14 protein-coding genes are annotated in these 22193 nt (G+C 73.7%); 4 read left to right on the forward strand and 10 right to left on the reverse strand.

The features are described from left to right. The first annotated feature begins 2 nt into the window (after positions 1-2). Together ABTZ54_RS01885 and ABTZ54_RS01890 are read left to right on the forward strand one after the other, a co-directional pair. Positions 3-1454: a serine/threonine-protein kinase gene (locus tag ABTZ54_RS01885; RefSeq protein ID WP_502997157.1), complete on the forward strand. Its 1452-nt coding sequence runs from the start codon at positions 3-5 to the stop codon at positions 1452-1454. 103 nt (positions 1455-1557) lie between these two features. Further along, positions 1558-2358 (forward strand): polysaccharide deacetylase family protein, encoded by an 801-nt coding sequence (locus ABTZ54_RS01890; RefSeq protein ID WP_351655705.1) that lies wholly within the window; start codon positions 1558-1560, stop codon positions 2356-2358. A 6-nt stretch (positions 2359-2364) separates the two neighbouring features. Here ABTZ54_RS01890 and ABTZ54_RS01895 read toward each other — a convergent pair whose 3' ends face one another. The 5 genes from ABTZ54_RS01895 to ABTZ54_RS01915 all read right to left on the reverse strand — a co-directional run bounded on the left by ABTZ54_RS01895 (position 2365) and on the right by ABTZ54_RS01915 (position 7045). After that, positions 2365-2646 carry an EF-hand domain-containing protein gene (locus ABTZ54_RS01895; RefSeq protein WP_351656411.1) on the reverse strand — a complete coding sequence of 94 codons (282 nt, stop codon included), beginning with the start codon at positions 2644-2646 and terminating at the stop codon, positions 2365-2367. An 81-nt stretch (positions 2647-2727) separates the two neighbouring features. Continuing rightward, positions 2728-3981 (reverse strand): MFS transporter, encoded by a 1254-nt coding sequence (locus ABTZ54_RS01900; protein WP_351655708.1) that lies wholly within the window; start codon positions 3979-3981, stop codon positions 2728-2730. A 57-nt stretch (positions 3982-4038) separates the two neighbouring features. Beyond that, complete coding sequence (locus tag ABTZ54_RS01905; RefSeq protein WP_502997158.1) at positions 4039-4860, reverse strand: slipin family protein; 822 nt, start codon at positions 4858-4860, stop codon at positions 4039-4041. A gap of 107 nt (positions 4861-4967) precedes the next feature. Beyond that, entirely contained in the window at positions 4968-6380 is a 1413-nt protein-coding gene (locus ABTZ54_RS01910; RefSeq protein ID WP_351655710.1) for a carotenoid oxygenase family protein, read from the reverse strand. Further along, on the reverse strand, positions 6377-7045 hold the full coding sequence (locus ABTZ54_RS01915) for a TetR/AcrR family transcriptional regulator (protein ID WP_351655714.1): 669 nt from the start codon (positions 7043-7045) through the stop codon (positions 6377-6379). Before ABTZ54_RS01915 ends, ABTZ54_RS01910 begins: the two co-directional genes overlap by 4 nt. Positions 7046-7150: 105 nt before the next feature. Here ABTZ54_RS01915 and recQ point away from each other — a divergent pair, with 105 nt between their 5' ends. Beyond that, positions 7151-9238, forward strand: a complete 2088-nt coding sequence (gene recQ, locus ABTZ54_RS01920; RefSeq protein WP_351655717.1) for a DNA helicase RecQ — start codon at positions 7151-7153, stop codon at positions 9236-9238. 79 nt (positions 9239-9317) lie between these two features. On the opposite strand, the gene ABTZ54_RS01925 is transcribed toward recQ, so the two are convergent. The 4 genes from ABTZ54_RS01925 to ABTZ54_RS01940 all read right to left on the reverse strand — a co-directional run bounded on the left by ABTZ54_RS01925 (position 9318) and on the right by ABTZ54_RS01940 (position 16205). Continuing rightward, complete coding sequence (locus tag ABTZ54_RS01925; RefSeq protein ID WP_351655720.1) at positions 9318-9833, reverse strand: SRPBCC family protein; 516 nt, start codon at positions 9831-9833, stop codon at positions 9318-9320. A gap of 93 nt (positions 9834-9926) precedes the next feature. Continuing rightward, on the reverse strand, positions 9927-10751 hold the full coding sequence (locus ABTZ54_RS01930) for a VOC family protein (protein ID WP_351656417.1): 825 nt from the start codon (positions 10749-10751) through the stop codon (positions 9927-9929). A gap of 107 nt (positions 10752-10858) precedes the next feature. After that, the gene (locus ABTZ54_RS01935; protein ID WP_351655723.1) at positions 10859-12145 is read right to left on the reverse strand and encodes a family 8 glycosyl hydrolase; all 1287 of its coding nucleotides are present in this window, start codon (positions 12143-12145) and stop codon (positions 10859-10861) included. Positions 12146-12344: 199 nt separating this feature from the next. After that, on the reverse strand, positions 12345-16205 hold the full coding sequence (locus tag ABTZ54_RS01940) for an nSTAND1 domain-containing NTPase (RefSeq protein WP_351655726.1): 3861 nt from the start codon (positions 16203-16205) through the stop codon (positions 12345-12347). 233 nt (positions 16206-16438) lie between these two features. On the opposite strand from ABTZ54_RS01940, the gene ABTZ54_RS01945 reads away from it, so the two are divergent. Further along, a complete protein-coding gene (locus tag ABTZ54_RS01945) occupies positions 16439-19774 on the forward strand; it encodes a S8 family peptidase (protein WP_351655729.1) in 3336 nt (1111 codons plus the stop codon). A gap of 79 nt (positions 19775-19853) precedes the next feature. Here the strand turns inward: ABTZ54_RS01945 and ABTZ54_RS01950 are convergent, their stop codons facing one another. Next, entirely contained in the window at positions 19854-22094 is a 2241-nt protein-coding gene (locus ABTZ54_RS01950) for an MMPL family transporter (RefSeq protein ID WP_351655731.1), read from the reverse strand. Positions 22095-22193 lie beyond the last annotated feature (99 nt).

The following is a 22193-nucleotide window of genomic DNA, read 5'->3' on the forward strand; positions in this document are numbered from 1 at the left end:
GCGTGGTGCGGGTGGACGAGCGGACCGTCTCGTGGGAGAGCGGGCGGCCGGAACCGCTGCCCGAGGGCTACCGGGTGGGCGACTGGACCGTCACCGAGCCGATCGGCTCCGGCGGCTGGGCGACCGTGTACGCGGCGCGGCCGGCCGACCCAGGGCCGGGCGGGCCCGAGGAGGTCGCGCTCAAGATCATGCCGACCGCGGGGCTCGCGCCGCGCCAGGCCCGCGACGTGGCCGAGGCCGCCGCGCGCGAGGTCGGGCTCGGGCGCGGGGCGCCGCACCCCCGGCTGGTGCGGCTGCTGGACTCCTTCGTCCTCGGCGGGTCCGAGGACCCGGCCCTCGACGGGGCGATCGTCCTGGTCATGGAGCGCGCCAGGTGCAGTCTGCGCGAACTGCTCGACGCCGGGGTGAGCGAGGAGGAGGGGGCCCGGCTGATCGCCGGGATCTGCGAGGGCCTCGCCCATCTGCACCGGTCGGGCTGGGTGCACACCGACCTCAAGCCCGAGAACATCCTCATCGGCGAGGACGGCTCGGTGAAGCTGTCGGACTTCGGCTTCGCCATCGAACTGACCGGCACCCACGGCTACACGCCGCCGATGGGCACCCTGGACTACCTCCCGCCCGAGCGGGGGCGCGAGCCGCTCGGCGAGCGGGGTGTCCGGGTGCGCCCCAGCGCCGACGTCTGGGCGCTGGGCGTCGTCATCCACGAGGTCTTCGCCTCGGGCGCCTCCCCGTTCCCCGGCGCCACACCGGCCGCGCGGACCGCCGCCGTACGGGAGTACGCGGAAGGGCGCGCTCCGTTACGTATGGATCACGCCGTCCCCGCCTTCTGGCGCGAGCTCGCCGCCGACTGCCTCGCCCCCAGCCACGAGGCCCGCGCCGCCCACACGGCCCAGACCCTGCTGGACCGGATCGCCGCCCGCCCCGCCCCGGACGCCCGCCGGACCCGAAGGGGGCGCGGCCGGTCCCGCCCGCTGGTCGCACTGCTCGCCGCGGCCGTGTGCGCGGCGGTGGGCCTGGCGCTCTGGTCGTACACGGGGGGAGCGGGTGGCGGGGCGGACGGATCGACCGCCGAAGGCCCGGCCCCGATCAGGGTGTTCAACGCCGAGCGCGGCTGCCAGGGGCGTACGGACCGGGAACGCCAGTGCAGCCTCGGCCTGGCGATCGACCCGCTGCGGCCCTACACGGCCCAGAACGTCGTGCCGACCCGGGTCTGGCACGGCGACGTCCTCGAAGCGGAGTGCCGGCTGCCGGACGGGCTGCCCATCATCGATGAGGAAGATCTCACATCCACCGTGTGGTTCCGCATCCGGCTCCCGCGCCCGGGCCCGCCCGGCACGGCGTGGCTGCCCGCCGTCCGCACCAAGGACCGCCCGGCGCTGCCGAGATGCCCGCATCCGACGTCCTCGGCACCGGCGGCGTCGTCGGAGCCGACCGGGACGCGCCGCTCACCATGACGAAGGTGTGACATTCGCGTCCGAAATGCGGGAAACCTTCCCGCCGCCTCGGCCGTCCTCCCTACTGGGATACGGTCAGGAACCTACGGGGAGTGGGCATTCCATGGGAGAGAAGCGCAAGTACACCACGCACATAGCCGTGGTGGCGTCGGCGATCGGCCTCAGCCTGGCGGCATGGGGGGCCACCGCGCTGACGGAGCCGGACGCGGCGGGCGCCGCGCCCGGTGCGAACGCGCCCGTGGGACGGGACAAGGAGACCGGAAAGGGCCCGGCGCAGGTGCGCCCGGAGAAGATGCCGGAGTCCATCGCGCACGCCGCCGAGTCGGGCGGCTCCGCCGTCAACATCACGATCGACGACGGGCCCGACCCGCGATGGACGCCCAAGATCCTCGACATCCTCAAGGAGAACGACGTCAAGGCCGTGTTCTGCATGGTCGGACCGAACGCCAAACAGCACCCCGACCTGGTCAGGCGGGTCGTCGCCGAGGGCCACCGGCTCTGCGACCACACCATGGACCACGACACCTCGATGGACAAGAAGTCCGTCGCGTACCAGAGGCAGCAGATCCTGGACGCGAAGAAGATGATCGAGGACGCGGCCGGCGGCGCGAAGGTCGAGTACTACCGGGCCCCGGGCGGCGCCTTCACGCCCGACAGCCGGAAGATCGCCGCGGCGGCCGGCATGCGGCCGCTCGGCTGGAACGTCGACACCAAGGACTTCGAACGCCCCGGCTCCGCGTCCATCGTCCGCACGGTCAAGAACGAACTCTCCAACGGCCCGACGATCCTCTTCCACGACGGCGGCGGCGACCGCGGTCAGACGGTGTCCGCCCTGAACCAGGTACTCCCCTGGCTCAAGCAGCAGGGCCACCCCTTCAGCTTCCCCGTACGCACCGCCCCCTGAGCCCCGTCACCACCCGAACCGACGGTCGACGAGGGCGGCGAACTCCTCGAAGCTGAGCACCCGGTCACCATTCTGATCAGCCTGATCGAACAACGCCGACGCGGAGTCGTCGTCCCCCACACCCCACACCGGGATCACCCCCTGGGCGACGAGCGTCGGCCCCTTGGCGCGCAGCGCGCCGATGACCTCGGCACGCGTCAGGGTGCCGTCCTGATCGAGATCGAGCGCGTCGAAGAGGATCCGAGCCTTGTCGCTCATGGTGTGTTCCGTTCCCTGAAACGTGGTGATCGCGGCTGTGCGGAAGGACGCAGGGGACGGCCGGGGAGTTGCTCGGGCGGGCGGGCGGCGTGCCGTGCCCGGGGGAGTGGCTCATCGCGTCGCTTCGACGGCAACGCCCGGCGGCTGCGGCCGGGTCCGCACACCCCAGCGGGCGAGAGACGGCCCGGCGGCACCCAGCACGGCGAAGAACACGCCCAGCAGCAGCCAGCCCGCCGTGCCGAGGCCCAGCACGACCGTGGTGAGGATCGCGGGGGCGAGCGCCTGGCCCGCGTTGAAGCCGAGGCCGAGGACACCTTGGTACTGGCCCTGGGCATGGTCGGGGGCAAGACCGAATCCCAGGGCGAAGCACGCCGAGGACTCCCAGACCTCTCCCAGGCTATGGACGAAGATCGCCGCCAGGACCAGTCCCGCCGCCACCCAGACGGAGGCGTACGCCGCCAGCGCCATCATCGGACAGCTGACGAGGAAGAACAGCCCCGCGGTGCGAAACGCCCTGCCGCCGTCGTACGGGGTCTCGATACGGGAGCCGATCCTGGTCTGCATGAGTATGCAGAAGGCGGAGTTGACCGCGAACAGCGCGGCCACCGTCCACCGCGGTGTCTCGGTGTGCTGGGAGATCCAGATCGGCAGGAGCAGGGAGACCACCGGATATTGCAGTCCCATGGCCCCGTACAGGGCGGTGAACGTCAGGAACGGACGGTCCGCGAAGACGACCCAGCGCCGCTGGCGCGAGGGCGCCGCCAGCACCGGATAGCGGGGCAGCAGAAGCAGCAGCACCGCGCACAGGGCGAAGCTGGCCGCGTTGCCGAGAATCAGCGTGACATAGGCCGCGCGGGTGCCCGCGGCCAGCGCCGTCCCGGCACCCACCGTGCCCAGGACGACGCCCAGATTGACGAAGGTGCGCAGCTTCGCCCGGAACCTGGCCGGCCGTTCACCCCCGACCCGGACCACCAGAGCCCCCCACGCCGCCCCGCCGACCGCCGCGGCGATCTGGTCGACCGTCGCGACGACCGTGAGCGCGGCCCAGCTCTCGACGAGGACGAGCGACGCCATCGACATCGCCTGGACCACGAGCGCCAGCATCATGATCACGCGTGCGCCCCGCCGGTCGGCGAGATGCCCCCCAGGTATCCCCGCGCACAGCCCGATCACACCGGCGATGCTGAGCGCGGCCCCGACCTGCACCGCGGGCAGGCCCACGACCAAGGTGAAATAGAGCGCCGACGCGGCGTTGAACAGCCCATTGCCGACCCGATTGACGAAACTGGCGGCAACCAGCACCCGCTCCGGCCCGCTGTCCCCCGCCATCCGGCCTATTCGACCCGCCAGTTCGCCCTTGATCATGGCCCGCAGGCTAACAGCGGCGTGGAACGCGCCGTCGCGGTAGGAAGATCGCGTGGCCTAGCTGTGCCTGTCCCCGGTCTCCGGGGGCGCCTCCCGGGGTGTCTCCGGGCCCGTGTCGAACTGGCGGGCCGCGCGGTCGAAGTAGCGGAGGAGTTCGACCGGGAAGGGCATCACCAGGGTGGAGTTCTTCTCGGCGGCTACCTCGACGACGGTCTGGAGGAGGCGTAGCTGCATCGCCTCCGGGGTGTCGGACATGATGCGGGACGCGTTGGCGAGCTGCTGGGCCGCCTGGAACTCGCCGTCCGCGGTGATCACGCGGGCCCGCCGCTCGCGCTCCGCCTCGGCCTGGCGCGACATCGACCGCTTCAGGGACTCCGGCAGCTGCACGTCCTTGATCTCCACGCGGTCGATGTGGACGCCCCAGCCGGCCGCCGGGCTGTCGATCATCAACGCGAGGCCTTCGTGCAGGCGTTCCCGGTCGGAGAGGAGGTCGTCCAGGTCGCTCTTGCCGATGATCGAGCGGAGCGAGGACTGCGCGACCTGGCCGACGGCGAAGGCGTAGTCCTGCACCTCGATCGTGGCCCGGGAGGGGTCCGTGACGCGGTAGTAGACGACCGCGTCGACCTTCACCGAGACGTTGTCGCGGGTGATGCCCTCCTGCGTCGGGATGGGCAGCGTGGCCACCTGGACGTTCACCTTCTGTATCCGGTCCACGAAGGGGATGAGGAAGGTGATGCCGGGCTGCCGATGGCCCGGCAGCGCCTTGCCCAGGCGGAACACGACCCCGCGCTCGACCTGCTGCACCACACGCATCCCGCCGCGCAGCAGCAACAGGAGCAATACCAGGACGACTACGGTCGCGGCCCATGCGTTCTCCATGGCGACGCCCTCCCTCATGACACCGGTTCGACATCCGGCAAGACGTCGGAGGAGGGGCGGCGGATGCGGGTTCCAAGTCAGGAACACGTCAAGATTTCGTATCGTGTTCAGCCCGCCGGGACGGGGGCGGCCGTCGACTCGTCGCCCGGGACCCAGTTGCCGTGCAGGCCCAGCGGGACGCGGACCGGCAGATGGATCCGGGCGAGCGGCTCTCCGGTGAAGTCCCTGGCGGACAGGATCACCAGGTCGCTCGCGGCCCGTTCGGGGGAGAAGACGTACGCCATGACGTAGCCGTCGTCCTCCGCCGAAGGCGACTCCGCGGGGACGAAGACCCCCTCCCCGACGCTCCCGTCCCGCCCGAACTCGTGCGCCTGCGTGGTCCCCCGGACCATGTCGTGCTTGAGCAGGGCGTTGCTGAACCCCTCCTCGGGCCGGTCGTCCCCGGGGCCGGCGGGCGCCGCGTACAGCTCGACGGCGGCGGTGTAGCCGTAGCGGTACGGGCGGCCCAGGTGGCGCGCGTCGACGCGCGGGAACTCCTGGACGCGATCGTCGAGCCGGTCCTCCCGCACGGACCCGCCGATGAGGTCGATCGTCCAGCGGTCCAGGGTCGGCCGGCTCGACCCGACGTCCCGGATGTCGAAGCCCTCGCCGTGCCGCACGACGTCCACGACGATCTCCGGGCCGCCCGCGCCCACCCGCTCGTACGCGTTGAGGGTGTGCCCCACCAGCCCCGGCGCGAGGCCGAACCAGCGCACCGGGCCACCCTCGCGCGGCATCACGCCCACGCGCGCGCCGCGCCGCTCGTCCCAGGCGAACGGGACCCCGGTCGCCAGATGCGCCGGGCTGAAGACCACCGGCGAGTCGAAGAGCAGGACGTGATGCTCGGTGAGCGCGAAGTCGTGCATGTACGGGTTGCCGGGCACCCTCACCGTCGTCGTGCGCCGCACCGTCCCGGTGGCGTCCATCACGATGTGCTGCACGTCGTCGGAGCCGTAGCGGAACGCCAGCGAATGCAGTTCGCCGGTGTGCGGGTCGAAGCGCGAGTGGGCGTTCGCGCTGTACCCCTCCGGCGTCGCCCCCAGGTCGCAGGGGCCCACCGTCTCCAGCTCGTAGCCGAGTTCGTACGGGCGGATGCCGCCCTCCAGGAGCGCGAAGGTGCGCCCGGCCAGGCCCGCGACCTGCACGTTCGGCGAGATGTCGAGGCGCTCGTCGACCGGCGTGCCGCGCCGGGGCTCGCCGAGCCGCTCGGCGACGGCGCCGGAGCGGACCCAGCGATTGCGGTACCACTCGGCCCGCCCGCCCCTGATCCGCACGCCGTGCACCATGCCCGCGCCGAGGGTCCACAGATGCGCGGCGGGGTCCTCGACGCCCAGCGGGTTGGGCCCGTTGCGCAGATAGCGGCCGTCGAGGTGGGCCGGTATCCGTCCGGTGACGGGCAGGTCGTAGGCGGTCACCTCCTCGGTGACGGGGGCGAAGCGCCCGGAGAGATAGCGGTTGCGGTGTCGTCGCTCGATCGTCACGCGGTCGCTCCTTCGCTGCCGTCGGCGGTGGGGGAGGGGGGATCGGTCGGGGGAGCGGTCGATTCGGTGAGGAAGGACCGGGCCACCGCCGTCATCAGCGCGTCGTAGCGGGCGGCGGCCTCCTCCGGCGTGAAGTGGCCGGCGATCTCCAGGCTCACCGCGCCGTGCGAGGCGGCCCACAGCAGCTTCGCGAGCTCGTGGGCGTCGCCCGGCCGGAAGATCCCGGCCGTCATGCACGCGGCGACCGCGTCGGCGGAGGCCTCGAAGGCGCCCTCGGCGACGGCGAGCGCGTCCGGGGTCGGCCGGAAGCCCGGCACCGGCTGCTCGAACATCACCCGGTAGTAGGCCGGCTCGGCCAGGGCGTGCGCCCGGTACGCCCGGCCGAGCCGGGTGAGGTGGGCGAGCGGGTCGCCGGCGCGGGGCACCCCTTCCTGTGCGCGGCGCAGGCGGGCGAAGCCCTCGCGGTAGAGGGCGTCGAGCAGCCCCTCCTTCCCGCCGAACATGGTGTAGAGGACCTTGGTCGACGAGCCGATGTCGGCGGCGATCCGCCGCATCGTCAGCGCGGCGGGCCCCTCCGCGACCAGCAGATCGATGGAGCGGTCGAGGATCGTGGTGCGGACGGCGTCCTGGCCGGCGCGCTGGGCATCCTGATACGGCGTGCTCATGGGTAACACCGTAGCCTATGGGTAACGCTGTTACCGCTTTTTGGGTTATCCACAGGTTGCGGTGGCTCGGCCAAGGGTGTCCGTCCGGGCGGATAGGCTTTTCGAATGGCCCTCACCGACGCTTCCACCGAGACCTCCGACGCCCTGCGGGTACTGCACCGCGTCTTCGGTTACGGCTCCTTCCGCGGCGAGCAGGAAGAGATCATCGAGCAGGTCGTCGCAGGCGGCGACGCCCTCGTGCTCATGCCGACCGGCGGCGGCAAGTCGCTCTGCTACCAGATCCCCGCGCTCGTCAGAGAGGGCACGGGCGTGGTGATCTCCCCCCTCATCGCGCTGATGCAGGACCAGGTGGACGCGCTTACCGCCCTCGGCGTGCGGGCCGGCTTCCTCAACTCGATGCAGGACGGGTATCAGCGGCAGGAGGTCGAGCGGGCCTTCCTCGCCGACGAGCTGGACGTCCTCTACCTGGCCCCCGAGCGGCTGCGCACCGAGGGCATGCAGCGGCTGCTCGACCGGGGGAAGATCTCCCTCTTCGCCATCGACGAGGCCCACTGCGTCGCCCAGTGGGGTCACGACTTCCGGCCCGACTACCTCGCCCTGTCCATGCTCCACGAGCGCTGGCCCAAGGTGCCCCGGATCGCGCTGACGGCGACGGCCACCGAGGCCACCCACGCCGAGATCGCCGGACGGCTGGGACTGCGCGAGGCCCGGCACTTCGTCGCCAGCTTCGACCGGCCGAACATCCAGTACCGCATCGCCCCCAAGAACAACGCGCTCAAGCAGGTCCTGGAGCTGATCCGCACCGAGCACGACGGGGACGCCGGAGTCGTCTACTGCCTGTCCCGGGCCTCGGTCGAGAAGACCGCCGCCTTCCTCGTGGAGAACGGCGTGGACGCCGTCCCGTACCACGCGGGCATGGACGCCGGCACGCGCGCCGCGAACCAGGCCCGCTTCCTGCGCGAGGACGGCGTCGTGGTGGTCGCCACGATCGCCTTCGGCATGGGCATCGACAAGCCCGACGTCCGCTTCGTGGCCCACCTGGACCTGCCGAAGTCCGTCGAGGGCTACTACCAGGAGACCGGCCGCGCCGGCCGTGACGGAGCCCCGGCGACGGCCTGGCTGGCGTACGGCCTCCAGGACGTCGTCCAGCAGCGCAAGCTCATCGACGGGTCCGAGGGCGACGACGCCCATCGCCGCTCCCTGGCCGCGCACCTGGACGCGATGCTCGCGCTCTGCGAGACCGTCGAGTGCCGCCGCGTCCGGCTCCTCGCGTACTTCGGGCAGAAGGCCGAGCCGTGCGGCAACTGCGACACCTGCCTGACCCCGGCCGAGTCCTGGGACGGCACGGTCGCCGCGCAGAAGCTGCTGTCCACGGTGTGGCGGCTGGCGAAGGAGCGGCGCCAGAAGTTCGGCGCCGGCCAGATCATCGACATCCTCCAGGGCAAGAAGACGGCCAAGGTCATCCAGTTCGACCACGACACGCTCTCCGTGTTCGGCATCGGCGCGGACCTGACCACGGCCGAGTGGCGGGGCGTCGTGCGCCAGCTCCTCGCGCAGGGGCTGCTCGCGGTGGAGGGCGACTACGGGACGCTCGTCCTCACGGACGGCAGCGGCGAGGTCCTCGGCGGACGCCGCAGCGTCCCGATGCGGAAGGAGAAGGCCCCGGCCGCTCCGTCCCGCAAGGAGTCCGGGTCCCGTTCCTCGAAGGGCGCCCGGGTGCCCGTCGACCTCCCGGCCACCGCTGTGCCCGTCTTCGAGGCCCTCCGCGCCTGGCGGGCCGCCGCCGCCCGCGAGCAGGGCGTCCCGGCGTACGTCGTCTTCCACGACGCGACGCTCCGGGAGATCGCGACCCGGCTGCCGGGCACCATCGAGGAGCTGGCGACCGTCGGAGGCGTCGGCGAGGCCAAGCTGACCAAGTACGGCCAGGGCGTCCTGGACGCGCTGGCGGAGCACACCGGGGCCTCGCAGGACCCGTCGGGTGCGGCGCCGGGGGCGCCGGACGCTGAGCCCGCCGCCGTACCCGCTCCGGCACCCGCCTCCCCGGCTCCGGCCGCTGCCTCGGGCCGTGGCGCGGGCGGTGGCGCGCGGGCGGGGCGCCCGGCGCCGCAGGGTGACGGGCCGACCTTCGACCCGGACGAGGAGCCCCCGTTCGACGAGGACGAGGTCGCCCCGCCGTGGGACGACTGGCAGTAAGCAGGCGCCGGGTGGTCGACGGCGGGCCGTAGGCGGGCGTGAGGGGGCCGGAGCCGCCCTCACGAGCCCGGTCGGCCCCTCACGCCCCCGGACGGCTGAGGGCTGCGGTCCCCGCTATCGCGGTCAGGGTGGCGCGCATTCCGGCCCGGTTGAGGGCGATCCGGCGGGCCGGGTGCGTACCGGCGAAGACCATGCCGAGGAGGTCGGCGACCCTGCCCCGGGGCCCGCCGGACCGCAGGTCCTCCCAGAACTCGGTGACCCGGGTGCCCGCGCCCTCCGCCTCGAACCGGTAGCCCCAGCGGGCGATCGGCAGACCGAAGACGCCGACGTCGAAGGCGAACGCGCGGTCCTGGTGTGCCTCGACCACCCGGCCCAGCGTGAACCAGAGGAACGGCCCCCGCCGGTTGAACCCGACGAACCGCGTCCCGGCCCGCGCCGACGTCCGCGACAGCACCCACACGGACCGGCACTCCGGGCTCCAGCGCCCCATGTTCCGCAGCTCCGACACGAGCCGGTAGACCGTCGCGGGCGGCGCGTCGACCACCGCGCTCTCCTCCAGGCGCCGCTGCCGTTCCCTCGCCCGCGCCATCGCCATTCGCCCTCACCCCTCGCCCTGGGACCACGGGGCGGCGACCCGCCCCCTACTCGTCGGTACGGTAGCGGGTCCCGGCGCCGCCGGGGCGGGGAGTCAGCCCGCTTCCGGTGCCAGGACGACGAAGTCCGCGTTCGCCGGGTCGAGACAGACCGCCAGCCTGCCCACGCCCGGCACGTCGGCCGGCCCCATCTGCACGGTGCCGCCGTTCCCGGTGGCCTCGGCGACCGTGGCGTCGCAGTCGGTCACGGCGAAGACCGGGTGCCAGTACGGGCGCCCGCCCGCCAGGGGGAGCTGGTCCGCGGGGAGTTGCAGGAGGCCGCCGTGCATGCGCTCGGCGGGGAGCCCGGCGGGCGTGATGAGGCTGTACGTGCCCTCGCCGCCCGGCATCTCCATGTCGCTGTACCACCAGCCGAGGACGTCGGCGTAGAACGCCTTGGCCGCGGCGGCGTCCGTCGTGTACAGCTCGGTCCAGGACAGCGAGCCCGGTTCGTCCACGAGCTCGGCCCCCTTGTTCGTGCCCGGCTGCCAGACGGCGAACTGGCCCCCGAGCGGGTCGCTGTACTGCGCCATCCGACCCCACTCGTCGAGGTCTCTCGGGGCGACCCGGACCGTGCCGCCGCCCCGCTCGACCGCCCGGGTCGTGGCATCGGCGTCGGCGACGCTGTAGTAGATCATCCAAGCGGAGCGCGCCCCCGGCTCGGTGAGCGTGCCGAGCCCGGCGACGACCTTGCCGTCCTTGCGGAACATGCCGCCCTCGAACTGCTCGGCGTCCTCGGCGCCCTGGGCGTCCCCCGACCCGCCCATGGCCTCGTACTCCCAGCCGAACACGGCCCCGTAGAAGGCCGCGGCGGCCGGGACGTCGGGGGTGCCCAGGTCGAGCCAGCAGGGGGAGCCGGGGGAGAAGTCGGTGGTGATCACGGGGTGCTCCCATCGCAGGTCCGTCACGCCCCCCACGGTCCAGCCTGGCACCCCGGACGGCCGCGCGCCCTTCGGGTCGGCGGCGCGGGCGTCCGGGGTGCGCGTGGCTACGGGACCCAGTGGTTGCCGGAGGCGGTGATCATGACCTGGAGCTGGATGCTCGCGGAGTAGTAGCTGCTGGTGTCGACCGGGGTCGCCAGCATCTTGTTCCACAGCGCGTCGAGCCAGGCCTGGCTGCCCGGGTCGGTCATCGCCGCGACCGTGAACGGCGCGAAGAAGGCGGCCTCGCTGCCCGAGGAGATCTGCGTCCCGTTCAGCTTGTAGCCGACGGCGATCTTTTTCGGGTCGCCGCCGGTCTTGGTCTTGATCCAGGTGTTGAGCTTGCGCGCGGCGGCGAGGGAGGCGGCGTCGCCGCTGGTCACCGCGTCGTCCGCGATCCGCCAGGGCGTGCGACAGGCGTTCCACCAGTAGGCGCCGTCGTTCGGGTCCTCCAGGACCTGGCCGGGCGCGGGCTTCGGGGTGGTGTTGGTGTTGACGACGAAGTCGGGCAGCAGGCCGGTGTTCGGCGCGTACTTCGTCTGGAGGTTGGTGATCTGGTTCTGGTGGGCGGTGCGGACGGTGTCCCAGGTGGAGTCGCCGCTCGCGGTGCGGAAGGCGCGGAAGTGGTCGATCATCCAGTCCGAGGTGCGGGTGATGTAGTAGTACTGGTCGCCCGAGCTGCTCCAGTCGCCCAGCTTCAGCAGCTTGGTGGTGGGGTTGACCTCGTCCTTCTTGATGGCGGCGATGTGCTTGAGGGCCAGGGCCTTGTAGTCGTACGTGCCCGCGCTGCCCCACTGTCTGTCCGCGAGGAGCAGCCCGTACGCGACGTCCAGATCGCCGTCGGTGGCGGCGTCGGTGCCGTTGACGCTCTTGCAGGAGCTGTCCTGTTCGGCGGCGAGCAGGTCACGGTTGATGGAGGACGGGTGGTCGATCATCCACTTCGTCAGTCCGTCGAAGATCTTCTTCGCGTCCGGGTCGGCGCCCGCCATGGTGGCGGCGATGACCATGCCGTAGCCCTGTGCCTCGGCGACGTACGGGTGGTCGGCGTCGGGGGAGATGACCTGGTACCAGCCGTTGCCGCAGTTCTGGCGGACGAAGGCCGCCTTCCACTTGGTGTAGTAGTCGACGGTCTTCTGGTCGAGCGTGGCCTGCGCCCCGCTCGGCTTCAGGGTCCCGGCGGCATACGGCTGGGTATGACTGCCGAAGGGCACGGCGGGACCGGCCGCCACGGCGTCGGCGGCGGGCGCGAGACCGGTGAGCCCGGTCACGGCGGTGGCGGCGACGGCGAGGCCCGCGAGGGGGCGACGCCATCGGGGGGAGCGGTGCGCGGAACGGTGCTGAGGTGCGTGTGACATCGGGCGTCCTCGGGTGAAGTGATGCACCAGTGGGGGGTGGGCCGCGTGCGACCCCGAGCGGAACCGCAATGGTTAGGAAATATTCCTAACCATTGCGCCGGAGACTAGGGATCCGCGCCCGGTCGCGCAAGGCCGCGGACGCCGATCGGCAGATCTTCCCGTCAGCACACCTTCCGGACACTTTCCGCACACCTTCCGGTCAGCACACCTTCCGGTACGCGATGCCCGGCAGGTACGTCCGCCAGTCGGCCGGCGAGAGTCCGCCGCCCGCCCGCGCGCACACGGACGCCGTCAGGCGCCCGGGGTCCACCGGGTGCGAGCGGACACCGCTGTGCTCGCCCACGCTGTGTACGGTCCGCCCGTCGGCGGTGAAGGCCACGGCGACGATGCCGTCGCCCGGTGTCGGCAGCGGGCCGCCGAGCGGCTGGCCCGACGCCACGTCCCAGAGCTGGAGCGTGCCGGCGTCGCCCGCGACGGCGAGGGTCGCACCGTCCGGGGAGAAGGCCAGCGCCTTCACGGCTTCGACGGTCCCCCGGCGGGCGGCGTGCTCGGTGCCGAGCAGGGAGCCCCGGCGACGGGAGACCTCGCCGTCCCAGAGGGTCACCCCGCCCGCGCTGTCGCCGACGGCCAGCCGGGTGCCGTCCGGAGCGAAGGCGAGCACACCGGTGTCGTCCATGTTCAGACCGCGCGCGGTGGTCCCGCCGCCGGGCAGCGCGAACACGTCCCGGGCGGTGACGACCAGCTTGCCGTCGGGGCGCACCAGGGGCGGCGCGGGGCGTGAGAGCGAGGATGCGAAGAGCTTGAAGTGGGACGCGGACTGGGTGCCCGGCCGGGTGCGCCGTCCCTGGGCCAGGTCCCAGATGTCGACGGTGTCCATGCCGAAGCGGGTGACGAGCAGGGAGCGTCCGTCCGGGGTGAAGGCGAGCCCGGTCATCGGCAGGCGCGCGGAGAACGGCGGCCGGGCGTCCGCGAGCGGGCGGGCGGGCGCGTCGCCCCGTACGTCCCACAGGGTCAGATCCCGGTAGGGCGCGCGCTCCTCGTCCCCCGCCAGGCTCGTCCTGCCGTGGACCAGGGTCCGGCCGTCGGGGCTGAGCGCGAACAGCGTGTGGCACTCCTCGTCGACCCGCGGCGGGCCGTCCTCCGCGCAGACCGTGCCGGGGGTGCGCGCGATACGGCGCCCGTCCGCGACACGGTACGCCTCGAAGTACGTCGAGCCGCCCCGGCGCCGGTCCACCGCGACCGTCCCGGCGTCCTGGCTGAACGCGCCCCGGGACGCGGGGTCCCGGCTCCAGGCGGCGTCCGCGGCGGGGCCGTAGGAGACGGTGCGCACGACGGTGTCGGAGCGGTGGCGTTCGGTCAGATAGCGGATCACCCCGGCCGCCGTGTCGATCCTGAGCTGGGTGGCGACCTCGTTGGCCAGCGGGAAGCGGAACACCGGCTTCCCGGGTGCCGCCAGCCGCCAGAGCAGGATCTCGCGGCCGTCCGCCCCGACGGCGAACCGCCCGTCGGCGCTGGTCGTCGCGTCGGTCAGACCCGCGTGCCGGACCGGTGCGGGCCGCCGCCCGGTGACCGGGTCCCAGAAGCGCAGCCCCTCGGCGGTCCGGGCCGTCATCGTCCGGCCGGCCCCGCTGAACCCGAAGGAGTCGGCGGCGCACGCGCCGGGCCAGGTCGCGGACAGCCTGCGGCCCCTGACGACGTCCCAGATCTCCAGCGGGACGTCCGCCCTCTCCCGCGCCCGCGCGTCCGCCCCCTCCGCGCACAGCGCCAGCAGGCCGCCGTCGGGGCTCATCGCCCACCGCGGGTCGCGGCCCGTGGGCCGGGTGAACAGCAGCCGGCCGTCCCGCACGTCCCGGAGCGCGAGGCCCGACCGGCCCGCCGCGTCGACCCAGGTGTCCACCGTGCTGCGGCCGTCGGGCGCGTAACCGCGGGCCGACCAGTTCGTACGCCACGGGGTGCCGACCGCACGGCCCGTGACCAGGTCCCACCGCTGGACGCTGGGCCGCGCGCTCTGGAACGGGTACGTCAGGAGCGCCGTCCGCCCGTCGGGGGCCACCCCGCTCACCCAGCGGTCGTACGAGACGGGGACCGGCGGCCCGGCCGCCCGGCGCGCCGTGACGTCCCACGCGCGCATACGGGTCTCGCCGACCGTGACGGCGACGCGGCCGTCCGCGCTCAGCCGGACCGGCGCGATGGCGGAACTCGGCGGCGATCCCTCCGGGTCGGGGACGTCGTACGTGTCCGACTCCGGCTGCGCGTACGCCCCGAGCAGCGCCGAGCGGGTCTCCGTCGTCGGTTTCAGGGCCCACGCGGCGAGGCTCAGCCGCATCGCCAGGGCCGGGTCCGAGGCGCGGGTCCCCTGGGCCAGCGCGGCCACCCGGCGGGCCGCCGCCTCGTCGCGCTGGCGGTGGCTCTCCGCACGCTCCTGGACGCTCCGCTCCCGCTGCTCCCGGCTGTCGCGCCCGCGCTGGAAGGCCGCCGCCCCGGCGACCGTGGCGAGGACGACGAGCAGGGCCACCGCCGAGCTCACCGCGCGCCGGGTCCACCGGGCCCTGGTGCGCGCCGCCGTGCTGGCGCGCAGGAACTCGCGCTCCGGGGGAGTCAGTTCGTCGCGGACCCGGGCGGCGCCGAAACTGAGCTCGGCCTCGGCCAGTTCGCCGCCGCGCAGCAGGGCCCCGCTGTCGCGCTGCCGCCCCCGCCAGTTGCGCGCCGCCTGGGCAAGCCGCCGGTGCCGGCGCAGCCGCTCGCGGCTCTCGTCGATCCAGCCGCGCAGCCGGGGCCACGCGGTGATCAGCGCCTCGTGGGCCAGGTCGACGGTGTCCCGGTCGAGTGTGACGAGCCGCGCGCGGACCAGCCGGTCGAGGACGGTCCGCGCGTCGGACGCGGACCCGGCGCGGCCGAGTTCGGCGCGGTGCACGGGACGGCGGGTGTCCGGGGCGCCGTCGCCCGGGGTGATCAGGCTCAGCAGGATGCGGCGAGCCGCCTCGGCCTGGCCGGGGGTGAGGTCCGCGTACAGCTCCTCGGCGGTCTGCGCGATGGCGCCGTGCAGTCCGCTCGCCGCGTGGTACCCCTCCAGGGTCAGGGTGCGGCCGCGCCGGCGGCGCCAGGTCTCCAGGAGCGCGTGGGAGAGCAGCGGGAGGCTGCCGGGCTCGACGGCGACCTCCTCCACCAGACGGGCGGTCAGGGCCCGTTCGACGAGCAGCCCGGCGGCGGCCGCCGGCTTCACGATCGCCCCGCGCAGCTCCGCCGGGGTCAGCGGACCCACCGGGAGGGCGGCCTCCCGGACGGCGGCGGCCAGGCCTGGGTGGGCGAGGCAGCGCCCGTAGAAGTCCGCGCGCACACCGAGCACCACCCGCAGTCCGCTGTCCGCCCGGCGGGCCTCCAGGAGAGCGGCGAGGAAGTCGTTCCGCTCCCGCGCGTCGGCGCACAGCGTGAACAGCTCCTCGAACTGGTCCACCACCAGCCAGGTCTCGCCCTCCCCTCCGGCCGGGGCGAGCAGCCCGCCGTGGGTCCGCATCGGGTGGGCGCCGGGCGTGAGGACCCGCAGGGCGGCGGCCCGGGGCAGCGGCGCCTGGGAGCGGGCAAGCCGGGGGAGCAGTCCGGCGCGCAGCAGGGACGACTTGCCGCTGCCGGACGGGCCGAAGACGACGCTGAAGCGGTGCGTGGCGACCAGCTCCGTCAGCTCGTCGGTGAGCTGCTCGCGCCCGAAGAAGACAGCCTCGTCCCGGGGTTCGAAGCGGGCCAGGCCACGGTAGGGCGGGTCGCTCCGCTCGTCCGCCGCGGCGACGAGTCCCGCGAGCCGCTCCGCCTCCGCGGCGTGCCAGCGCGGCTCCCACTCGCGGGGGTCGGCGCCGCAGGCGGCGACGTACGCGAGGGCGACGGGCAGCGTCGGCAGCTTCTCTCCGGCGGCCGCCTGGGAGAGCGCCGTCACCGAATACCCGGCCCGCCGGGCCAGCTCCCGGTACGAGGGACCGCCCGCCTCCCGGCGCAGCGCGCGCAACTCGTGGGCGAAGCCCGCCACCGGACCCGCCGTCGGGTCGAGCTCCTTCTCCGGCCGTCCCATCGGGCCCCCCTCAGTCGATCAAGGTGCCTCCCACGGTAGGAACCCGGCGCGATCCGTCGCAAGTGCCCCACCAGCCACGCGAGAAACAGTTGTTCAGTAGTACGGAACGGGGCTGCTGAACAATCCGCACACCCGGTGAACTGCGGGAACAAGCGCCACGGCGACGCGGAACCCCGCGTCCCGGCCCGTCCCCACCCGGCCCGGGCAGGCGACCTCCAGCACCAGGAGAAGCGTTGTACCGACCCCTCCGCACGACCCGGCGCAGGACGGGGGCCCTCGCCCTCGCCACGGCCGTCGCCGCCCTCGCCACGGGCCTGGCCGCCCCCGCCGGGGCGACGCCCACGCCCCCGGGCACCACGACGGCGGCGGCGAGCGCCGCCGGGCCCCTGAAGACCGTCACCCTGATCACCGGCGACCGCGTGACCGTGGACGCCAAGGGCAGGCCCGTCCGCGTCGAACACGGCGCGGGCCGCGAGAAGATCCCCGTCTGGATACGCGTCACCAACGGGCGCACCCTCGCCGTGCCCGCCGACGCGGAACGCCTCGTCGCCACCGGCCGGCTCGACCGGCGCCTGTTCGACCTCACCGAGCTCACCCGCCCCGAGACCGCCGCCGCGCAGCGCGGCGGGCTCAAGGTGATCGTCGAGTACGCCGGATCCGCGGCGACCGCCGCCCGCACCGAGGTCCGCGACGCCCCCGGGACCGCCGTACGCAAGACCTTCAAGGCGCTGAACGCGGAAGCCGTCCAGACCCCGTCCGGCGCCGCCGGATCCCTCTGGTCCGCGCTCACCGACACCCGGCGCGACTCCGCCGTGGCCACCCCCGGCGTCAACCGGGTCTGGCTCGACGGCGGACGCCGGGCCCACCTGGACAAGAGCGTGGCGAAGATCGGCGCCCCGCAGGCCTGGGCGGCGGGCTACGACGGCAAGGGCGTCAAGATCGCCGTGCTCGACACCGGCATCGACGCCACCCACCCCGACCTGGCCGGCCAGGTCGTCGCCGAGCAGAACTTCAGCACCGCCGCCGACGCCAAGGACCGCCAGGGCCACGGCACCCACGTCGCCTCCACCGCCGCCGGCACCGGCGCCAAGTCCAACGGCCTCTACAAGGGCGTCGCCCCCGGCGCGCGCCTGCTCAACGGCAAGGTCCTCGACGACGACGGCTTCGGCAGCGACTCCGGGGTCCTCGCCGGCATGGACTGGGCCGTCGCCCAGGGCGCCGACATCGTCAACCTCAGCCTCGGCGGGATGGACACCCCCGAGACCGACCCGCTGGAGGCCGCCGTCAACCGGCTCTCCGCCGAGAAGGGCGTCCTCTTCGCCGTCGCCGCGGGCAACTCCGGCTCCGACGACTCCACCGTGGAGTCCCCGGGCAGCGCCGAAGCCGCGCTGACCGTCGGCGCCGTCGACGACGCCGAAGCGCTGGCCCCCTTCTCCAGCCGGGGACCGCGCGTCGGCGACGGCGGCGTCAAGCCCGACCTCACCGCGCCCGGCGTCGACATCACGGCCGCCGCCGCCCCCGGCAGCGCCCTGGCCGGGATCCACGGCCAGAACCCCGACGGCTATCTGACGATCTCCGGCACCTCCATGGCGACCCCGCACGTCGCCGGCGCCGCCGCGATCCTCAAGCAGCGCTACCCGCACTGGACGTACGCCGAGCTGAAGGGCGCCCTCACCAGCTCCACCAAGGCCGGCCCGTACGGACTCCTCGCCGGCGGCACCGGCCTGGTCCAGGTCGACGCGGCCCTGCGGCAGACCGTCTTCACGCCCACCGGCCTCAACTTCGGCGTCGCCCAGTGGCCGCACGCCGACGACCCGGTGCGGACGAAGCAGCTCACCTACCGCAACACGGGCGATCAGCCCGTCACGCTCGCCCTCACGCTCGACGCCCGCGACCCGCAGGGCAACCCGGCCCCGGCCGGCTTCTTCAGCCTCGGCGCCGACCGGCTGACCGTCCCGGCCGGCGGCACCGCCACCGTGGACCTCACCAACGACACCCGCCCCGGCGGCACCCTCGACGGCGTGTACTCCGTCCAGGTCCTCGCGGCGGGCGACAGGCAGAGCGTGCGCACCCCCGCCGTGGTCCAGCGCGAGGCCGAGGCCTACGACGTGACCTTCGAGCACATCGGCGAGGAGGGCAAGCCCGCCACCGGCTTCGGCAGCTCCGTCCGCGGCCTGACGCCGGACCTCTTCCGCAAGGAGGCGTCCGTCGTCTCCGGCTCGGGCAGCTCCACGGTCCGCCTCCCCAAGGGCTCCTACTACCTCGACAGCCACATCGACGGCCCCACCGGCGGCACCAACTGGCTGGTCCAGCCGGTCCTGGAGATCACCGGCACCCAGACCGTCACCCTCGACGCGCGCGCCGCGAAGCCGGTGGACATCACCGTCCCGAACCCGGCCGCCAAGCCCACCAGCGCCCTCGCCGTCTTCTCGTACGAGCTGGGCGACTTCGGCCAGACGACCATCGCCTTCCTGGAGAGCTTCGCCGGGCTGCGCACCGCCCACCTCGGGCCCGCCACCACCGGCCGGCTCGGCCACCTGTGGTCCGGCGCGTGGAACGACGGCACCAAGGACTACCAGGTCTCCATGGGCGGCCGGTCCGACCGCTTCGTCACCGGATACACCCGCCACCTCGGCCCGGACGACCTGGCCACCGTCCGCCTCGGCCTCGGCGCCTCGGTCCCGGGCAAGAGCGGGGCGGTCTTCCCCACGGCAACCGTCCCCGACGCGCCGCCGATGTTCTTCTCGCTCGCCGCGTCGCCCGTCCCGCTGCCCGCCGAACGCACCCTGTACCTGTCGTCCCTCGACAAGGCCCGCTGGGAGCTGGGCTTCCAGCAGATGAGCCGGACCACGGAGAGCTGGACCACCGAAGTGGGCTTCCCGCCGGAGGGCCCCAAGACCTACCTGGGCGGACAGAGCTACGACGAGATCTTCAACGCCGGGGTCCTCAGCCCCCGCCTCGACACCCGGTACGGGCTCAACCGCACCGGTGACGAGATCACCGGCGACATCCCGTTCTTCACCGACGGCCAGGGCCACGCCGGCCGCTCGGTCCTCGCCTCCGCGAAGACCACGCTCCTGCGCGACGGGGTGAAGGTCACGGAGACCGCCCTGCCGGTCGACCGCTCCCGGCTGACGCTGCCCGCCGCCGACGGCGCCTACCGGCTGTCGACCTCCGTCACCCGCGACCCCGCCGTGGCGACCACCGCCACGCGCATCGACGCGAGCTGGGAGTTCCGCTCCGCCCGGACGGCCGCCGAGACCCGGCTGCCGCTCTCCACGGTCCGCTTCGGCGCGGCCGTCGGCCTCGACGGCACCGCACCGGCCCGGCAGGTCCAGGTCGTGCCGCTGACCGTCCAGGGCGCCGCGGCCGGCGGGAACCTCAAGTCCCTTGCCGTGTACGCCTCGTACGACTCCGGCAGGAACTGGGCCCCGGTCCCCGTCGCGTACGGCAAGGCCCTGGTGCGCACCCCGGACAAGGGCCAGGCGGTCTCGCTGCGCGCCGTGGTCGTGGACAAGCAGGGCAACCGCTCCTCGCTGGACGTCCACCACGCGTACCTCGGCAGGTGACGTCCTGACCGATCCGCCGTGAAGGGGGCGGCGCGCCGGAGCGACGAGCTCCGGCGCGCCGCCCCCCTTCCCGTACGGGTCAGCCCACAAGGTGCCGCTCCCGCGCGGCGTCCCCCGGCACGGTCCCGCCGTCCCCCGCCAGCCGCTCGCCCTCGACGTCGAGGCGCGGCAGGAGCCGGTCCAGCCAGCGGGGCAGCCACCAGGCGGACCTGCCCAGCAGGGCGAACAGGGCGGGCACGATCGCCATGCGGACGACGAAGGCGTCGAAGAGGACCGCGGCGGCGAGACCGAAGCCGATCATCTTCACGAAGTCGTTGTCCTCCAGGATGAACCCCGAGAAGACGCTGGCCATGATGATCGCCGCGGCGCTCACGACCCGGCCGCCGTAGCGGAATCCGGTGACGACCGCCTCGCCGGTACCGGCGCCGTGGGCGTGCGCCTCACGCATCCGCGACACCAGGAAGACCTCGTAGTCCATCGCCAGGCCGAAGACCACACCGATCATGAAGATCGGCAGGGTGCTCATCACCGGGCCGGGGTGGTCGACGCCGAACAGGTCCGCGAGCCAGCCCCACTGGAAGACGGCCACCACCGCGCCGAGCGCCGCGCTCACCGACAACAGGAAGCCCAGGGCCGCCTTGAGCGGGACGAGCACCGAGCGGAAGACCAGCATGAGCAGGAGGAAGGCCAGGCCGACCACCAGCGCCAGGTAGGGGAGCAGGGCGTCGTCGAGCGTCCGGGAGAAGTCGATGAACATCGCGGTCTGCCCGGCCACCAGGATCTCCGTGGCACCCGTCCGGTTCTCCAGACCGCCCGCCGCCTCGCGCAGGGAGCGCACCAGCTCCTCGGTCCGCGCCTCGGTCGGACCGGTCTCGGGGACGACGGTCACCAGGGCCGTGTCACCGGCCGGATTGGCCGTGACCGGGGAGACCGAGGCGACGCCCCGGACCCCCTCCAGGGCCGTCCGCACCCGCTCCGCCGCCGCCTTCGCGTCCTTCGCCTCGACGGTGACGGTCAGCGGCCCGTTGAACCCGGGGCCGAACGAGTCCGACAACAGGTCGTACGCCTTGCGCTGGGTGGTGTCCGGGGCCATGGTGCCCTCGCCCGGCAGCCCCAGTTCGAGACTCGCGGCCGGCACGGCGACGGCCCCGAGACCCAGGACCCCGACCAGCAGCACGACGACCGGGCGGCGCAGCACGAGACCGGCCCAACGGGCGCCCAGGTTGGGCCTGGTGCGGGCGGCGCGCCGGTCGGCCCTCCGCTGCTGACGCCGCGACAGCGGCTTGCCGGTGTACTGCTTGCGGTCCCGGCGGGCCAGCACCCTGACCGGGGCGAAGCCGAGGAGGGCGGGGACGAAGGTGAGGGCGACGAGCACGGCCACGGCGACGGTCCCGGCCGCGGTGAGGCCCATCTTGGTGAGCATCGGCACGTTCACCACCGCGAGCCCGGACAGGGCGATGACCACCGTGAGCCCGGCGAAGACGACGGCCGAACCGGCGGTGCCCACGGCACGGGCGGCGGCGTCCGCGCGCTCCCGCCCCTCGGCCATCTCGGAGCGGTAGCGGGAGACGATGAACAGGGCGTAGTCGATGCCGACGGCCAGGCCGATCATCATCGCCAGCGTCGTGGTCGTGGACGACAGACCGAAGGTGCTGCCGAGCGCCGTGATGGCGCTGATGCCGATGCCCACCCCGATGAGAGCCGTGAGCAGGGGCATCCCGGCGGCGATCAGGGAGCCGAAGGTGAGCAGCAGGACCACGGCGGAGACGAGGATGCCCAGCTTCTCGCCGGTGCCGCTCATCGCCTGGTCGATCCTGACGGCGTCACCACCGGCCTCGACGACCAGCCCCGCACCGCGGGCCCGCTCCATGGCCCGGGTGAGACCGTCGTGCGCCTGGTCGGTGAGCGCGGTGGCGGAGGCCCCGTACGTGACGTAGGCGTAGCCGGTCGTACGGTCGGAGCTCACCGCGTTCGTCGCGAACGGGTCGGCTACCGCGGCGACTTGAGGCGCCTTGGACAGGTCGGCGACGAGTGCCTCGACCTGGGCCCGGCGCGCGGGCGAGGTGATCCGCTCGGAGCCGGGGGCGCGGATGACGACCCTGGCGGCGGCGCCGTCGGCGCGGGCGGCCGGGAACTTCTCCTGGAGCAGGTCGAAGGCCTTCTGGGACTCCGTACCCGGCATCGAGAAGGTGTCCGCGGGAGGGGGCGGGGCGGTCGAGGCGGCGAAGCCCGCACCGACGAGGGCGAGGAGCCAGAGGAGGACGACCAGCCAGCGCCTTCGGAAGGCGAAGCGGCCGAGCCGGGAGAGGAAGGTAGCCACGGAGGCGGATCCTGTCGGGTGAGAAGGGAGGGTCGAGGAGGCGTGCGGGCAGCACGGGGCGTCCCGACGGCGCGGGAGCCGTGAGGAGGCGAGAAGTGA

It is taken from the genome of Streptomyces sp. NPDC094032, from assembly GCF_040303965.1.
GTDB lineage: Bacteria > Actinomycetota > Actinomycetes > Streptomycetales > Streptomycetaceae > Streptomyces.

What these genes read in the sequence shown, in the direction of transcription:
- ABTZ54_RS01890 (WP_351655705.1), top strand. Translation starts at nt 1,558, where the DNA reads ATGGGAGAGAAGCGCAAGTACACCACGCACATAGCCGTGGTGGCGTCG.
- ABTZ54_RS01900 (WP_351655708.1), bottom strand. Translation starts at nt 3,981, where the DNA reads ATGATCAAGGGCGAACTGGCGGGTCGAATAGGCCGGATGGCGGGGGAC.
- ABTZ54_RS01905 (WP_502997158.1), bottom strand. Translation starts at nt 4,860, where the DNA reads ATGGAGAACGCATGGGCCGCGACCGTAGTCGTCCTGGTATTGCTCCTG.
- ABTZ54_RS01915 (WP_351655714.1), bottom strand. Translation starts at nt 7,045, where the DNA reads ATGAGCACGCCGTATCAGGATGCCCAGCGCGCCGGCCAGGACGCCGTC.
- recQ (WP_351655717.1), top strand. Translation starts at nt 7,151, where the DNA reads ATGGCCCTCACCGACGCTTCCACCGAGACCTCCGACGCCCTGCGGGTA.
- ABTZ54_RS01925 (WP_351655720.1), bottom strand. Translation starts at nt 9,833, where the DNA reads ATGGCGATGGCGCGGGCGAGGGAACGGCAGCGGCGCCTGGAGGAGAGC.
- ABTZ54_RS01935 (WP_351655723.1), bottom strand. Translation starts at nt 12,145, where the DNA reads ATGTCACACGCACCTCAGCACCGTTCCGCGCACCGCTCCCCCCGATGG.
- ABTZ54_RS01940 (WP_351655726.1), bottom strand. Translation starts at nt 16,205, where the DNA reads ATGGGACGGCCGGAGAAGGAGCTCGACCCGACGGCGGGTCCGGTGGCG.